The organism is Pseudomonas sp. ICMP 3272, assembly GCF_001466905.1.
Classification (GTDB): domain Bacteria; phylum Pseudomonadota; class Gammaproteobacteria; order Pseudomonadales; family Pseudomonadaceae; genus Aquipseudomonas; species Aquipseudomonas amygdali.
On the sequence record NZ_LKEK01000055.1, the window covers coordinates 22927 to 39562 of the forward strand.

Genomic DNA, 16636 nt, shown 5'->3' on the forward strand with positions numbered 1-16636 from the left:
AAGACCCGGTCAACGCAAGAGCAAACAACACAGCTCCAGCCATCAGTGGCTGGAGCGCATCAAACAGGTCGGGTCAGTCGGGCAACCAGCCGTTAGCCCAATATTGCAGGTTTTCTCCACGCAACATGAAATCGCGCAAGACGGTTTCGCGCAATTCGTCGCCCATACGATAGCTCGCATTGGGGTCTGACAGGTGCATGCGAATCGCCTGCAACCATTCTTCGGAGCTGTTGGTGTAGACCCGCGTAGCCGGCAAATGGCCGCGGTACGCCTCGGTGTCCGAACAGATGACCGGGTAGCCGCACGCACCATACTCCAGCAGACGCAGATTGCTCTTGCAGTCATTGAAGATATGGAATTCCAGCGGTGCCAGGGCCAGATCAAGGTTCAGGCTGGCCAGTTTGGCCGGGTAGGTTTGCAGGCTTACAGCTGCGTGATACTCATGAATGTAAGGCTTGAGCAAGTCCGGGCACATGCCGAAGAACACCCATTCGACTTCATCGGCCAGTTCACGCACGACATCGACAATCAATTCCAGGTCGCCGCGATGACTGGTCCCGCCGCCCCAGCCGATCCGCGGCTTGCCGGAGGTGCGGCGCTGGCTTTTGAGGCTGCTCCACAAGTGCGTCGCCAACATGTTCGGCACGACACGAATGTCGCCGTGCATGCTCGACAGCACCTGAGCCAGCGGCTGGGTAGACACCACCACGCGGTCGCACAGGCCTATGCCCTTGCGCAGCATCTCGGCAATGTTGTCGGGCATGCTGCGCCGGTGCTCGTTTCGCTCGGGCACATCGATGATGTAGTCATCCAGTTCAAAAATGCGCATGGCACTGGAGTAGTTTTTGGCCAGAACGATATCCTTGATCTTGGGTTCGGAATAACGCCCTTGAAAAACGATGACGTCCGGACGCTGGCGCTCGATCTCGACGGGCGTAGTCGACTCATAGGACATTCGGCCAACCACTCGCCCGGCCGCTATCAGCTCAAGCAACGGTTGGCTGACACGGTAATGACCCACTGCCGACGAGTTGACCAGCATGCCCAGAATCGAAGGCAGATGGCGGGTGCAGAACGGCTCCCAGCCCACTTGCAGACCTGGGTCAAGATCGAAAGCCTGTACTTCACTGAGGTGAAGATTGGGGTTATAGGCCGGGTCCCGAGCCATTTTTGGCAGCCATTTTTCAAAGAACGATTGCTGCTCGTTATCCAGCGCCTGACGAGACGTTTCAGAGCGCTCGGCAGCGGCAGGCTCGGCCAATACCAGTGACGAATCGGGTGTGCCGACAATCAGGTAGCCGTCACGCCCGACCCGCATGCACAGGTCCAGATCCTGCAGCCCTTGAGTGAAGGTTGCAGCCTCCATGCCGCCTGCCTGGTCGAAAACTTCCTTGCGGACCATCAGGCAATTGCCACTGACCGCGCTCCAGTTCTGCGTCAACTGCAGACGCTGCATGTAGCTGCTTGAGCCTGCCGGATAATTGATGAAGGGCCGCCCCGCCAGCCCGTCCATGCCCATCACCATCCCTGCGTACAGAATATTGCCCTGCGGGGTGAGGATTCGTGGCCCGACGATGCCCACCTCGGGACGCTGGGCATGGTTGAGCAGACTTTGCAGCCAGTCAGCCTGATGCAGCACAGCATGCGGGCTGAGCATGAGCAGATAATCGCCGTTGGCGTGCCGGGCGGCGAGGTTCTGAGCACTGGCTTCGCTGCCGGGCTCGGTCAGCGCATAAATGCGCAGCTTGTCGCTGCCCAGCTCACTCATCGCGGCAAACCAGGCGCGGGTATCGGCGCTCTCGCTGGCGTTGTCGACGATCAGCACTTCAAAATAAGGGTAAGTGGTGTTGCTGAGCAGGCTTTCTACACACCGCTCCAGGGCTGCCAGTTGATCCCGGGTGGTAATGATCACCGATACCAGCGGGGTTGTAGCATGCCGGTATTCGATCCGGTTCAGCAGTGGCAGCTGATCATGGTGGATGACGTGCTCTCGGCCAATGCGCGAAAGATGGGCCGATACGACCGACTCGTTATGCTCGATCACCTGAGGCAGCGAAAGCCATTCAGCGTAGGTCAGGGTCGATTCAACCTGAACCTCGGCGATGTGTTCGACAGACTGAGGCCCGACGCCTTCCACCAGACGCCAGATGAAATCGTGCGGTGCCAGTTCGCCGTGCACAGGGTCGAAGCCGCCTGTGTCCAGCAGATTGCGGCGCTGGAACGCCAGCGTGCGGCCAACATAAGGATAGGCCCGCATCAGGTCCAGGTTGAAATCAGGCTTGAAGATCGGCTCGCTGGATTTCCCATCGACCAGAGCGCCTTCATCGCTGTAAACGCACAACAGGCCCTCGCTTTGCGCGACTCGCTCTGCCAGCACCAGCAGTGACGGCTGAGTCAGCCGGTCCCCGGCACGCAGCAGATAAACCCAGTCGGCGTTCTCCAGCAGCGGCAGCACTTCGTTCAGTTGGCGCGCCCAATCCGGCTGCAACGAGAAGCGCAGCACCTGCGGATCGTCAACATCGGCATTGGTCAACACAACCACTGAATCAGCGGCGTAATCCTGCTCGGCAATGCTGCGCAGGGTGATGTCCAGCCCTTCGGCATCGCCAAACGGGTCAACGACCACCGGAACGATGCGCGGCTGCCACGTCCAGTGTCCGATGCGTTTCTCGATCAGTTTTCTCTGCGGGGCGGTAAATTGCCGACACGACAGCCACTCGGTGTAAAGCTCGACGTAGGTTTCGCTCTTGCTGCCCACCCGGCTGTGCATGACACCCTGACGGCTGGCCATTATCCCGTAAAGGCCGACCTCGTCCCACTCACGGGGCTGTTCCAGCGCCTTGCGCAAGGGCAAAAAGCGCACCCAGCCCTGGGCCGGGGCCTGCTCACCGCTACGTGCCTTGAGCATTTCGTTCAGCCAGCCCCATTCAGTGGCGGCCTTTTGAATCACGTCGGGCTGGCCGCTGAAACGATCCGGGTGCCGGCGCTCGACGTTTTGAATAGTGTGCAGCGCCACCAGGTTGCCACGGCGCAACAGGCATATGAACAGCGCAAAATCCAGCAGCGCGATAAACCCCTGTCCCGACTGGGCAATCGAAGGCAGGTACTCCATAACATCGGCCCGGCGCATCAAAGCAGCACTGAACCCACCCAGATAATTGCGTGGCGTACGCTCGAAAATCGCCAGCATGTCCTCGCCTTTGAACACGGCGTCGTAGGGCACGAGCCCGACGTTTTCCAGACGGGGTGGCAATACGTAGTCATCGATGTCGACCAGATGTCGTCGGCCAACGACCAGACTCACGTCTTCATAGGCATCCAGAACGCCTGCCTGGTTAGCGATGAAGTACGGAAAGAGGCGGTCGTCGTCACACAGAAACTTGATGTATTCGCCGCGTGATTCTTCAAGGCACTTCAGCAGGTTGCCCTGAAACCCCAGCCGCTGCGGGTTGCGCACGTAACGCGCGAGGTTGCCGGATGCGGGCACCAGTTCGTCGAAAACGGCCTTGATTTCATCGGTGCGGCAATCGTCGCAGACAATGATTTCCAGGTTGTCGTAAACCTGATTCAAGGCACTTTGTAGCGCGGCGCGGAAGAACCGGGGATTGAGGGCGGGAATGACGATACTGACGAGGGGGACTGAATTCACTATTGCAGACTCGCGAGCGGCGGGAAGCTACCGGTCAAGTAACCTCCCTCACCGCTGAAATAAAGACGGCGGATGCTCAATGCCAGGGTTACAGCTGGCTGAACAGGTTCAGCTTGGACAACTGGACAAATACCTGCTGAGAGGCATCCAGCATGGTCTTCTGCAGCGTCAACCGGGTGGTGGCCTCAACGATATCGGCGTTGACGTAGGTGCCTTGCTCAACCGTGTTGTTACCCTTCAGCAACTCGTTGGTCGTGCCTTGCGCCGTCGCCGCCAATTGGCGTGCGCCGCCGGCGGAGCGCGCCGTGGACGCCTGGTCGATGCTGCTGGCAATGTTGCCAAGCGCCGAGCCCAATGCGGCATCAAGCTTTTGCGAGGCAACCAGATTGCCGTCAGTGGGTGTCGACAACGCCTTGATCGCCGCTGTCAGCGTATTGAGGATGTTCTCGGTCTGGTGCGTGCCGGACTCCACGACAAACTGATCACCGGCTGCTGGCGTGCCGCTGACCGTAAAATTGACGCCCGACGCATTGGCCGTCGAACCGGTCAACGTGCCACTCGACACCGGCTTGCTGCTGCTGGTGACAGGCGACGCATACAGGTCGTAGGCAGTGGCGCTGGTGAACTTGAGAATCGCACCATTGGGCGGAAAAGTGTTGTTGAACGCCGTGCGGTCAGCCGTTGTGTTGCCCACTGCCGAACTGCTGATGGTGGCGGCCGATGTGTTACCCGGGCTGCGCGAGGTCGAGACCGTGTCTGGCGTCGAGGCCAGTTCATAGCTGCGATTGGTCAGTGCAGTAGCGGCCGTTGCAGGCGTGGCAGATTCGGCAGCTGACAGGTTGATGTTCATGGTCAGCTCTACACCGCGGAAGGTGAAGGTCTGATCAGCGAACGAGCCATAGCTGAATTTACCGGCAGTTGACGCATCGGTCGTGACATCGGTGCCGCTGGCATCGGTAATCTTGAACTGCGTACCGCTGAGGAACGTCATGGTGTACGGTTCGCCAGCCTGATAGCCCGAGTTGTAGGCGCTGGTGGACGTCACCTGACCGCCAGTCAGGCCGACCTTGCCGTCGTCGGTCGCAGGCGAAAGCAGCGTCGACGACGTACGGGTAGTGTTGACGGCTTGCTCGAACGCTTCATAGCCTGTGGTGTTGCTCGGCAAAACCAGGCCATCACCAATCGCCAGATTGACGCTGGTCTGGTCCCCGCTGTAGCTGTAAGTGCCATCGGCATTCTGCGCGTACGGCGGCGCCGAAGACTTGGACCCGGCAAAAATATACTGGCCGTTGGAGTCCTGGCTGTTCATCAAGCCGAGAAGCTGGCTCTGATACTGCTTGAGTTCAGCAGCCTTGGCCAGGCGGTCGGAATCGGTGTAGGCACCGTTGCCTGCCGACACGATCACTTCACGGGCCGTCTGCATCGTATCGACGATGCTGGTCAGCGCGGTCTCGGAGTTGACGATGTTGGTATTGATCGTGCCGATGTTCGACGCGTACTGGGTCAGCATGGAGTTCTGCTGAGCCAGTTGCAGGACACGTGCAGCGCCGACCGGATCATCGCTGGCGGTGTTGAGTTTGATGCCGCTGGAGACCTCTTCACTGGTCTTGAGCACATTCGAATACGTACGCTGATAATTGGTGTTGGTGGATTCGTAGAACTGGGTAGTTGAGATCCGCATGGTTCACGACTCCTTAAAGGCTGTTGATCAGCGTGCTGAAAATGGTTTGGGCCGCCTTGATGATCTGCGAAGAGGCCGTGTAGTACTGCTGATACTTGATCAGGTTGGCCGCTTCTTCATCGAGCGACACGCCCGAGACCGAATCACGCGCGGACTTGGCCTGTGCAACGACGGCAGCGCTGGCGGTGACATCGCTCTTGCCCTGCCCTGCCAATGTACCGACGACCGAGACCAGATCGGAGTAAGCGCCGGACAGGCTGGTGCCCACGCCGCCGTTGGTGACGCCGACGGTCTTGGCCGTCTGCAACCCCACCACTGCCAGCGCATTGCGGTTGTCCGAAGAGCCGGCACCGGTCAGGCCGATGCTGAACGTGTCATTGACCAATGGCGAACCGGACAGGGTCATCTGCACTTCGAACGCGGTCTTGCCTGCCGGGGTAGTGGTGTTATCGGTGTAACCGATGCTCAGCTTTACAGCGTTGCTCTGACCCTGAATGATCGTGCCACTCACCGCGCTGCCATTCTGGTCAAGCACGGGCGCACCACTGGCATTGATCAGCGTGTAGCTCTGCACACCGGTACTGCTGACCGCACCCATCACCAGCTTCATCGGCGCGGAGTCTTTGATCGCGTTACGCAGGTCGGAGGTCTGAACGCTGTCGTAGATGTCAGATTTGGTATTGAGCACTGGCTGCGTGAAGCCGCCTGTACCCGAGTTGCTGGACCCGGCAGTCGCGGTCAATGGTGCGGCGGCTGCAATGTCCTTGGGATCGGTCAACACCACCGAGATGCCCGAGGCACCGTTGCGTGTCGGAGTAACCTTGAAAACGTCGCCAGCAGCCAGCGCATTGCCATTGAGGCTGACACTGAAGCCATCGAACTGTCTGGGCGGGTTGTCAGTCAGCGCACCGGTGCCGACGCTTTCGCCGTTGGGCAGGCGACGAACCGTGAAGTTGGAGGCGTCGCTGAAGGTGACTTCGTAATCGTCGGCGGTCAGTTTGCTGGTATCGCCAATGCTCACGTCCAGGTTGCCGGAACCGGCGCTGTTGGTGGTCTTGCCGGTACTGCGCTGCGAAATGGCGTCGGCACTGTTGATGTTGGAATACAGGCTGGAACCGAAGTTGCCTTTGCTGTCGATGCCCTGGCTCATCTGGCTGTTGACCTGATCGGCCAGCACCATCGCGGCACGGCCCAGCTCATTGGTCGCAGGCACCAGCACATCGGAGCGATAGCGCAGCAGACCGCCAATCGAGCCACCGCTGATCACCGAAGTGACGTCAGTCTTGGTCTGGCCGTAAGCGATTTGTACGTTGTACTGCAGAGGATCGGCAGGGCTCGGGGTCGCCGACATAGTGTACGACGTGCCACCGCTGACCAGCGATTGGCCCGTACCGGTGTAGATATCGTAGTTGCCGTTGTTCTCGATTACCTTGACACCCACCAGCCCGTTGAGCTGGCGCACAGTCTCATTGCGCGAATCGAGCAGCGAGTTGGGCGTGGTGTTGCCAGCCCCTGCCTGAGTGATCTGTTTGTTCAGGCTTGCGAGGGTCGTGGTCAGCTCGTTGACCTGCTTGGTGAAGGTGGTGAGCTGAGCGTTGACGTTGTCATTCTGCGATGACAACTGCGAAGCGACCGAATTGAAGCGCGAGCTCAACGCAGAAGCCTGAGTCAGGAATGCCGAACGGTCCGAGGACTGCGTAGCGTTGGTGGCAATGCCCTGCATCTTGGTGAAAAAGTCAGCCAGCTGCGTCGACACGCCAGTCGCGCTGTCGGACAGCAGCGTATCGGTCTTGCTGGCCTGGCCGGAGTACGCAACCGCGTCGGCGCTCAGGGCAGTACTGGTTTGCAATTGGGCATCAAGGTAGCTGTTGTAGATACGACGCACGTCAGACAGCGTCGTACCGGTGCCGATGTAACCGACACCCAGGCCGATATTGATCTGTGCCGAAGCCGTGGTCATTACCTGCTGACGCGAGTAACCGGCGGTATCCACGTTGGCCGTGTTGTTACCGATGGTGTTGATCGCGGCACTGCTGGCATTGATACCTGAGAGCCCAATTGAAATCAGCGACATGATTCAAAACCTTATAAAGTCGTGGAAGAGCCCGATGCAGCAGCGTAAGTCTGGTAACTCTTCATCTGCTTCGCGATCTGCGAAATCTTGCTGGCGTAGGCTGGGTCAGTTGCATACCCGGCCTTCTGCAATTCTTTTACAAACTGTTCCGGTTTATCGGCCGAATTGACCACTTCTTTATACCGATTGTTGTTCTGCAACAGGCTGACCAGGTCGTGGAAGCTGTCGGCGTAGGAATCGTAGGAACGGAAGTCTGCGGTTTCCTTGACCATCTTGCCGTCACGGAACTCACTGGTAATGGCGCGCGCTTCAGCGCCTTTCCAGCTACCCGCCGCCTTGATGCCGAACAGGTTGTGACTGCTGCTGCCATCCTGCTGACGCATGATCGACTTGCCCCAGCCGGTTTCCAGCGCAGCCTGCGCCACCAGCATCACCGGGTCGACGCCAATGCGTGCGGCTGCGTCCTTGGCCAGCGGCAACATCGTTTCGACAAACTGGTCGGCACTGCTGAATGCGCGCTTGGCCGGTGCCAGCGGTGGCTGGGCAATGGAACGCACGTACTCGGGCGCGGGTGCCAGGTTGGGGTCGAGTGTCCAGTCACCATTGGAGCCGTCGCTGCTGGCGGTTGCGCGAGCAGGTACCGGGCTGTTGCTGACGGCTGCGGTGGCGGAAGGCACGATGCCGGCCAGCAATCGGTCGGTGAGTTTGGTTGGCAACGACAGACGACGCGAGTTGAGCGCCGCCATGTCATTGCGTCCATCACCAGATGCAGAAACTGCGGCAGCCGCCTGATCTGCCGCCGCCGAGCGCGTGGCCCACAGCGGACGCTGATAGACACTGGTCGCCAGGCCGGCTTTGGCCGGGGTCGTATCGCCAGTCGTTGCAGGCGTGGCCGTCGTATCGGTCGGTGCTGCGTGCTGAATACCCTTGTCCTTGGACAGTTGACGCATCAGCACGTCCTGCAAACCGATGCCGTTGCCACGGGTAGACAGGGTGACCGCCAATTGCTGGTCATACATGTCCTGATACTGCCGCGTCGCCGGAGTGTTCATCGGGTTGTCCTTGGCCAGCACTTCGTTGGCCGAACGCATGGCCTTGAGCATCTGGCTGACGAACAGCGACTCGAACTCCTGAGCAACCTTCTTCTGGTTGGCCACGCTGTCCTTGTCGCCATGCTTCAACGCTGCCAGACGGTTGACGTCGGTATAGGCACCGGAGTCGACCGCTGACGAAATTCCGCTCTTGGGCATGTCCATAATCGAGTCCTCAGATGACGATCAGGTCGGCTTGCAACGCGCCGGCCTGCTTAAGGGCTTCGAGGATGGCCATCAGGTCACCGGGCGCAGCGCCCACCTGATTGACCGCACGAACAATCTCGTCCAGCGTGGTGCCTGGGCCGAATTTGAACATCGGGTGCAGCTCCTGCTGGGCATTGACCCGCGAACGCGGCACGACCGCTGTCTGGCCACCGGACAATGCGCCCGGCTGGCTTACAATCGGGTCTTCGGTGATGGTCACGGTCAGGCTGCCGTGCGTTACCGCAGCAGGCGAAACCCTGACGTTCTGACCGATCACGATAGTGCCGGTCCGCGAATTGATGATGACCTTGGCAGCGGTCTGGCCTGGGTCGACTTCCAGGTTCTCCAGAATCGACAGATAGTCGACACGCTGGCCCGGATCAAGCGGCGCGGTCACACGTACCGAGCCGCCGTCCAGCGCCTGAGCAACGCCAGGGCCGAGCAGCTCATTGATCTTGTCCACAATCCGCTTGGCAGTGGTGAAGTCGGACCGGTTCAGGTTGAGGGTCAGGGTATTACCCTGATTGAAGCCGCTCGGCACCGAGCGCTCAACCGAAGCACCACCGGGAATACGGCCCGACGACGGAACGTTGACAGTGATTTTCGAGCCGTCACGGCCTTCCGCATCAAAACCGCCGACCACCAGGTTGCCTTGTGCAATGGCGTAGACATTACCGTCGACACCCTTCATTGGCGTCATCAACAGCGCACCGCCGCGCAGGCTCTTGGAGTTACCGATCGAGGAAACGGTGATGTCGACCGTCTGACCCGGTTTGGCAAACGCTGGCAGATCCGCGTACACAGCAACTGCTGCAACGTTTTTCAACTGCACAGTACCGGAACCGGACGGCACCTTGATGCCGAACTGCGACAGCATGTTGTTGAACGTCTGCAGGGTGAACGGGGTCTGGGTGGTCTGGTCGCCCGTACCGTTGAGACCCACGACCAGACCGTAACCGATCAACTGGTTGGCCCGCACGCCGGAGATGCTTGCGATGTCCTTCAAACGCTCGGCGTGAACGCCGAACGCTGTGGACAACAACAAGGTCGCCGCTATCAGTTGCTTGAGCTTGATCATGTCTATCCCGCTATCAGAAAGGGAACAACGGGCTGAGGAAGAACCGGTCGAACCAGCCTGGCTGGCTGGTATCGGCAAAGGCTCCAGTCCCCGAATAGGTAATACGTGCATCGGCAATACGGGTCGACGACACAGTGTTGTCGGTGGCGATGTCATCAGCCCGAACCAGACCGGCAATACGCACCAGCTCGTCACCGGTATTGAGGGTCATCCACTTCTCGCCACGCACCGCCAGAATGCCGTTGGGCAACACATCCGCCACGGTCACAGTGACCGAACCGGTCAGGCTGTTGCTCTGTGCGGCCTTGCCATCGCCCTTGGTAGTACGGGCGCCGTTGTAGCCCGCGTTAAGGCTCAGGTCATTGCCACCAATCGGGTTGTTGGTAGTCAGGCCCGAACCAAACAGCGAGGTCAGACCAATACTGTTGGTGCTGTCCTTGGTCATCGCCGAAGTGGCCGCCTTGCTGGCTGCCATACGCTCGGAAAGCGTGATGGTGATGATGTCGCCGATACGGAAAGCCTTGCGGTCGCCATACAGGTTCTGCTCGAAACCGGCTTGATAGATGGCACCATTGTTGGCAGCGGCCGACATGGGTGTACGCGGCAACACCGGAGCGTAATAAGGGTCATTGGGCTTGGCCGTCGGCGCAACGCAGCCAGACAGCAGGGTGATCCCGCACAATGAAGCGATCAACACTGAAAAACGCGGAACACTAAGGCGGTTCATGACACTTGAAACCTCGCGGTGTAACAGGCGCTTATCAGGCGCCCCATCGGATTGAGCAGTTTTACGAGCGACAACATCAGACACTTACAGGTTCTGAGTCAGGTTCTGCAGCATCTGGTCGGCGGTCGAGATCACTTTGGAGTTCATCTCGTAAGCACGCTGGGTGGTGATCATGTTGACCAGTTCCTCAACGGTGCTGACGTTGGAGTTTTCCAGAGTGTTCTGCAGGGTCGGACCCAGACCGTTGAGGCCTGGCGTGCCGATCTGCGGCGCGCCGCTTGAACCGGTTTCCAGATAAAGGTTGCCGCCGATGGCCTGCAGGCCAGCCGGGTTGATGAAGTCAGCGGTCTGGATGTTGCCGATGATCTGCGGTGTGGCGGTTGCACCGGCCAGCGTGACGGAAACAGTACCGTCCTGTCCGACAGTGAAGGTCTGGGCGTTCTGTGGAACGACAATCGCAGGCTCAAGGGCGTAGCCGTTGGCAGTCACGATCTGGCCGTTGGCGTTCAGGTGAAAAGTACCGTCGCGGCTGTAGGCAACAGTGCCGTCCGGCTGGGTCACCTGAAAGAAACCACGACCGTTTACCGCCAGGTCCAGCGGGTTGTTGGTGGTCTGCAGGCTACCGGCCGTGAAGTTCTTCTGCGTGCCGACGATGCGCACACCGGTACCCAGTTGCAGACCGGATGGCAGCTCGCTGTCCTGAGTGGACTGGGCACCCGGCTGGCGTTTGATCTGGTACAGCAGGTCCTGAAACTCGGCACGGTCACTCTTGAAACCTGTGGTCGAAACGTTCGCCAGGTTGTTGGAGATGGTGGTCAGGTTGGTGTCCTGAGCGGCAAGGCCGGTTTTAGCGACGTATAGTGCAGGAAGCATGTGTGTTCTCCTCAAGCGCCGGTTTGTCGGCGCAAGCTGTCATTGATTAGCCAAGTTGCAAGACGCGAGCCATAGACTGATCATCTTCTTCGGCGGTCTTCATCATCTTGACGTGCAATTCGAATTGACGGGACAAGGCCAGTACCGAGGTCATTTCCTCGACCGCATTGACGTTGCTCGCCTGCAGAAAGCCGGACTCGACCTGAACGGTGGCATCGGCAGCAGCAGGCTGGCCGCTCTTGGTGTGGATCAGGCCATCGGGGCCTTTTTCCATGGTCTTGAGGTCAGGTTTGACCAGCTTGATCCGGTCGACCTGCGCCATCACCTGCGGGCTTTCGCCCAGCGAGCGAATGCTGATCGTGCCGTCGGCACCGATCTCGATCTGCTGCTGAGGCGGCACGGCAATCGGACCGCCATTGCCCATTACCGGCAAACCGCTGCCGTCGCGCAACACACCCAGGGCATCGATGTTCATGCCGGAACTGCGGGTATAGGCTTCGCCACCGTCGGGAGTCTGCACTGCAATCCAGCCATCACCCTTGACGGCGATGTCCAGTTCACGGCCGGTCTCAACCATGGCACCGGAGGAAAAGTCGGTCCCCGGACGTTCGCTCATCGCATAGGCGCGCGACGGCATGACCTCGCCAAACACCGGCATCGAGCGGGCCTGTTCAAGGTCACGCATGAAACCGTTGGTTGATACGTTTGCCAGGTTGTTGGCGTGAGCCTTCTGCGCGATCGCGTTTTCGGATGCACCGCTCATTGCGACGTAAAGCAACTTGTCCACAGTCTTCCTCCTCCGACAGACGCTTGCCGCCTGTAGCTGTTCTGAAAGGGTTAAAGCAATTTTTGAACCAACTTGTCAGGCTCGATACAAATGCCTGATTAACCAGCAAAAACCGGCATTCGATGATGCCCTGCGGGCAAAGCGCCACCCAATAGCGGCGGAGGACTGCCGCCTGCCGATCATCAAGCAGCGAGCACCGCCAAAAAAACTTCATTGGTATGGGCTGACAAGCGGATCGACAGTGATAATCTTGCCGACACCGCAGCCCTGAACGGGAACCCTCATGCTTTTTCGTGCATGCATTGCCGGCATCGCCAGCGCGAGCCTGATGACCCTCGCCCTCCTCGCCCAGGCCGCCCCCGCCCACTATTACAAATGGCAGGGCGACAGCCGGATTGTCTGCGCCCAGACCAGCCCCGGGCCTGGCTGGACACGGCTGAAAGGTCACTTCATCAAATCCGACTGCTCAATCTGATCAGGTCGACTGAATCAGCGTCTGCATCACGGTCGCCTCTGTCGATATGGCTTTGGAGTTGGCCTGATAAGCCGTCTGCGCCTGGATGAGAGCAATCAGCTCATCAGCCAGGACGACATTGGACCCCTCCAGCCCGTCGCCAATGAGGCTGCCCAGCGTGCCGACGCCCGGCACATCGTAATCGGCAACGCCAGAGTCGGCGGATTCGGTCCAGCGCGTATCACTGCGCGCCTGCAACCCCTGCGGATTGGCGAAGCTGGCGAGTATCACCTGACCGATATTCTTGTTCATGCCATTGGTAAACCCGGCACGCAGGATGCCATCGCGCCCCACGCTCAGGCTGCTCAACTGCCCCGCCGCATGGCCATCAACATGCGTGGAAGAACGCGAACTGGCGGCGTTGTGCTGCAGCAGGTTGGTGAAGTCGATCGTAATGCCCTTCGCACTGCCAGCCGCACCGTTGGGTACCCATTTTTCTGGCCCTGTGACGCGCTCGGCAGGCATGGCCGGTGTCCAGCCGGTCAGTTGCAGACCGTTGCTATGGGTACTCGCAAAACCAGGGCCGCCGGTCAATGACTGTACCCAGCCGCCAGAATCAAACACGATGTTTGCCGTCAGCGGGTCGGTGGAATCAGGCATCTGCGGGTTGCGGCCATCAATCAGCGCATGAATGCGCCAGCTGTTGGTGCCGTCCTTCACGAAATACTGCTTCAGCTCGTGCTGATTGCCCTGGCTGTCGAAAATCGCATTGGCAAACATATCGCTGTACGTCTTCAGGTCCGATGGATCGAACGCCGGAACCGGGCGATCCATCAACGCATCACCAGGATCAAGCATGCTGATCGATCCATTATTCAACGGCAGCGACACTGTGCCGCCATTGGCAGCGCCGTTGCTGACCCAGGCACCACCGACCTCTTCAGCCGGCCGCCAGCCTTGAAGGGCAAATTCTGTGTCCGAGACCTTACGAAGGTGCTGGCTATTGCCGCTGTATGAAAGCGATCCGTTTGGTCTTTGCTCAAGGGTGACGTGCAACGGCGCCACGCTGTTCGGATCCACCGGATTGCGCCCATCGATCAGCACATACATGGACCACTGACTGTCGCCGGTCTTGACGAAGTACTGCTTGAGCTCATGATCCGCCGCAGGCAAAGCAGTAGCTCCCGCTCCAGACCCCGCGTCCTGAATGGTACGGCCAACGGCCCGCGTGTAGGTCGCAGGATCGGCCGGATCGAAGACCGGCAAACGCGCGAGCGAAGGCAGCGAGGCGTCCAGGTTGATGTTCTCGGCAACCCGCGTGGTGGCTCTGGCAGACACATTCGACGTGTCAATCTGCAAGTCGGTACGCAATCCCCGTTTAATCTCGCCCTGCTCGTTTGCCGCATAGCCTTGCAATCGTCCACCCTCGCTGTCGACAACGAAGTTCGCCGCGTCCTTGAGGAACGCTCCGGCACGGGTATAGGCAAGAGCCCCACCGTCACTCACCACAAAAAAGCCGTTGCCCTGAATACGCATGTCGAGCGGATTACCCGACGTGGTCATGCTTTCGCCCTGATTGAAGTTCTGCTGTGTTGAAGCAAGGCGTACGCCATCACCTATTGCATTGCGACCACTGCCCAACTGGCTGGCTGAATACAGCGCCGAGAACTGCGCACGCGAGGACTTGAACCCGATGGTGCCGGAGTTGGCAATATTGTTACCGGCCACCTCCAGCCTTTTGTTCGCGGCATGAATGCCGCTGATCGCGGTATTGAACGACATGAAAACTCCTTCGCCCCAAAGGGCAACTCATAGAGGAGTTTTGATTCTCACATCATCGCGCGTAGGAGATTTCCAAGTACATTGACCGAACTTTCCGCAAGTTTAATTAAACTCGAACGTGCATCACTTTATAAAAAACAAGCAAAATAAAGCCCCTTCGAAAAGGGGCTTTATTTAACGCTCTACACTATCAAGTCATCTGAATAGTGGTTTGCATAATGGTGCTTTGAGTGGAGATGGTCTTGGCGTTCGCCTGGTAGTTGCTCTGCGCCTTGATCAGGTTCACCAGCTCCATGGTCAGATCGACGTTGGACTCTTCCAGCGCCTGACCAGTGATGTAGCCGAGGGTGCCCGATTGCGGCGTGCCGCTGACCGGTACGCCCGAAGCGAAGGTTTCACGCCAGTTGGTGCCACCCGCCTGCGCCAGGCCTTGCACGTTGGCAAAGTTGGTCAGCGAGGTCTGCCCGATCACCTGGGATTTGCCGTTGGTGTAGGTGGCGAAAAGGTTACCGGTTGCATCAACGCTCATTGCGCTGAGCTGGCCAGTGGCGTAGCCGTCCTGGTCCTGAGTGATCAGGCCCGAGACCGACGCGGTCTGGGTGATGCCGGCCATGTTCAGTTTGATGGAGGCACCTGTAGCGCCGTTCGCGCCCCAACTGGTGGTCGTGCCGGTGCCGGACTGCACACCTGGTACCCAGTTGGCGACAGTGAAGGTGCCATCAGTGTTGAACTTGATGTTCGCACTGTCGGTTGGTACGGCGCCCGGCGCTGCGACAACCAGATTACCCGATGAGTCGAATGTCAGGTCGTTCTTGTCGGCCGTAGTGGTGGTCGGGTCGGAAATGCTGCGACCGTCCATCAGCGAGTACATGGACCAGGTGTTGGTGCCGGTCTTGACGAAATACTGATCCAGCGTGTGCGCGTTACCCTGAGTGTCGTAGGTCGGCGTGCTGTACTTCATGTTGTACGACTTGGTGTCAGTCGCATCAAACGTGGTGAGGGACGGCAAGGCAGTCGTCGAATTCAGGTTGGCAACGTTGGTAATGGCGGTAGTTGCCTTGGGCTGGAGATTGGACGAGTCCACGCGCAGGTCGCTCAATGCACCTGTCACCACACTGCCGTTGGCATCGACGTTGTAACCCTGCAACTTCATGCCGCCGCTGTTGACGACGTAGCCTTCCTTGTCGGTGTGGAATGCACCGGCACGGGTGTACAGCTTCTCGCCGTTATTGCTGAGCATGAAGAAACCGTTGCCGTTGATGGCAAGGTCGAGGCTGTTGGCAGTACCGGTAGTCAGGTTGCCCTGCGAGAACTGCTGGGAAACCGCTGCGGTTGTTACGCCGCTGCCCACGTTGGTCTGGCCGGAAGTGCCGCGAATCGATTGGGCGTACTGGTCAGCAAACTCCGCACGCGAAGACTTGAAGCCGGTGGTCGCAACGTTGGCAATGTTGTTGCCGGTAACGTCGAGACTCTTGTTTGCAGCATAGAGCCCACTAAGGCCGATATTGAAAGACATGTTTCACTCCTGCGCCTGGTAGGCTCTACAATCCGATGGTTTGAACTTTGGACAGGGCAACACTGCCGCTGGCCAGGTTGAGCATTGTTTCTGCACCATTCACACCCAACGTAACGCTGTTGACCGTGGCAGGCAGGTAAGTCGAAAGCTGTGTGTTCTTGCCGTCAACCGAGCCTTCAGCCTTGAAGGTGTAGTTGCCCGACGCAAGCGCTGTACCGTCGCTGTCCGTACCGTCCCAGGAAAAGCTGGTGGTGCCGACTTTCTGCGCGCCCAGTTCGACGGTGTCGACCAGGTTCGATTGCGAATCGTAAACCTTGATACTTGTCGCGGTAGTGGCGCTCGGAACAACAATCGAACCGGTCATACCCTTGGTGGTATCCACGGTGGTGGAGCTCGAATCGATGATCACCGAGCGACCCACCAACGACGATGCCTGCAACGCCTGGGACGACTTGTAACTGGTTGCAATCGTGTCAACCGTCGACGTCAGGTTCTGCATGCTTTCAAGGCTGCTGAACTGCGCCAGTTGGGCCACGAACTGCGTGTTGTCCTGTGGGTCCAGCGGGTTCTGGTTCTTCATCTGCGTCACGAGCAGCTGCAGGAACGCGTCCTTGCCCAGCGTACCGGTGGAATTCGTCGCGGTCGGCGTCGGATTCTGCAGTGTGTTCAAGAACGTCGATGAGACGCTGCTTGCTGTGGTGTTATCGGCCATAACGT

The 16636-nt window shown here is 59.0% G+C and carries 12 protein-coding genes; 1 reads left to right on the forward strand and 11 read right to left on the reverse strand.

The window, feature by feature from the left end; all coding sequences use genetic code 11:
• Positions 1 to 73: 73 nt before the first annotated feature.
• From AO068_RS15055 to AO068_RS15090, 8 genes are all read right to left on the reverse strand, one after another.
• Positions 74 to 3649, reverse strand: a complete 3576-nt coding sequence (locus tag AO068_RS15055; RefSeq protein ID WP_058408773.1) for a glycosyltransferase — start codon at positions 3647 to 3649, stop codon at positions 74 to 76.
• 88 nt (positions 3650 to 3737) lie between these two features.
• The gene (locus AO068_RS15060; protein ID WP_058408774.1) at positions 3738 to 5330 is read right to left on the reverse strand and encodes a flagellar hook-associated protein 3; all 1593 of its coding nucleotides are present in this window, start codon (positions 5328 to 5330) and stop codon (positions 3738 to 3740) included.
• A gap of 13 nt (positions 5331 to 5343) precedes the next feature.
• A complete protein-coding gene (gene flgK / locus AO068_RS15065; protein WP_058408775.1) occupies positions 5344 to 7404 on the reverse strand; it encodes a flagellar hook-associated protein FlgK in 2061 nt (686 codons plus the stop codon).
• An 11-nt stretch (positions 7405 to 7415) separates the two neighbouring features.
• Positions 7416 to 8660: a flagellar assembly peptidoglycan hydrolase FlgJ gene (flgJ, locus tag AO068_RS15070; RefSeq protein WP_058408776.1), complete on the reverse strand. Its 1245-nt coding sequence runs from the start codon at positions 8658 to 8660 to the stop codon at positions 7416 to 7418.
• 10 nt (positions 8661 to 8670) lie between these two features.
• Complete coding sequence (locus tag AO068_RS15075; RefSeq protein ID WP_058401320.1) at positions 8671 to 9780, reverse strand: flagellar basal body P-ring protein FlgI; 1110 nt, start codon at positions 9778 to 9780, stop codon at positions 8671 to 8673.
• A gap of 13 nt (positions 9781 to 9793) precedes the next feature.
• Positions 9794 to 10507 carry a flagellar basal body L-ring protein FlgH gene (gene flgH / locus AO068_RS15080; RefSeq protein ID WP_003370084.1) on the reverse strand — a complete coding sequence of 238 codons (714 nt, stop codon included), beginning with the start codon at positions 10505 to 10507 and terminating at the stop codon, positions 9794 to 9796.
• 84 nt (positions 10508 to 10591) lie between these two features.
• On the reverse strand, positions 10592 to 11380 hold the full coding sequence (gene flgG, locus AO068_RS15085; protein ID WP_058401319.1) for a flagellar basal-body rod protein FlgG: 789 nt from the start codon (positions 11378 to 11380) through the stop codon (positions 10592 to 10594).
• Positions 11381 to 11426: 46 nt separating this feature from the next.
• Positions 11427 to 12167, reverse strand: coding sequence for a flagellar basal body rod protein FlgF (locus AO068_RS15090; RefSeq protein WP_058401318.1), 741 nt, complete (start codon positions 12165 to 12167; stop codon positions 11427 to 11429).
• A gap of 283 nt (positions 12168 to 12450) precedes the next feature.
• On the opposite strand from AO068_RS15090, the gene AO068_RS28810 reads away from it, so the two are divergent.
• Positions 12451 to 12642 carry a hypothetical protein gene (locus AO068_RS28810; protein ID WP_005754776.1) on the forward strand — a complete coding sequence of 64 codons (192 nt, stop codon included), beginning with the start codon at positions 12451 to 12453 and terminating at the stop codon, positions 12640 to 12642.
• Here the strand turns inward: AO068_RS28810 and AO068_RS15100 are convergent, their stop codons facing one another.
• From AO068_RS15100 to flgD, 3 genes are all read right to left on the reverse strand, one after another.
• Positions 12643 to 14403, reverse strand: coding sequence for a flagellar hook protein FlgE (locus tag AO068_RS15100; RefSeq protein ID WP_058408777.1), 1761 nt, complete (start codon positions 14401 to 14403; stop codon positions 12643 to 12645).
• Between the two features lie 190 nt (positions 14404 to 14593).
• Positions 14594 to 15919, reverse strand: a complete 1326-nt coding sequence (gene flgE / locus AO068_RS15105; protein WP_054078063.1) for a flagellar hook protein FlgE — start codon at positions 15917 to 15919, stop codon at positions 14594 to 14596.
• Positions 15920 to 15944: 25 nt separating this feature from the next.
• Positions 15945 to 16631 (reverse strand): flagellar hook assembly protein FlgD, encoded by a 687-nt coding sequence (gene flgD, locus AO068_RS15110; RefSeq protein ID WP_058408778.1) that lies wholly within the window; start codon positions 16629 to 16631, stop codon positions 15945 to 15947.
• Positions 16632 to 16636: the final 5 nt, after the last annotated feature.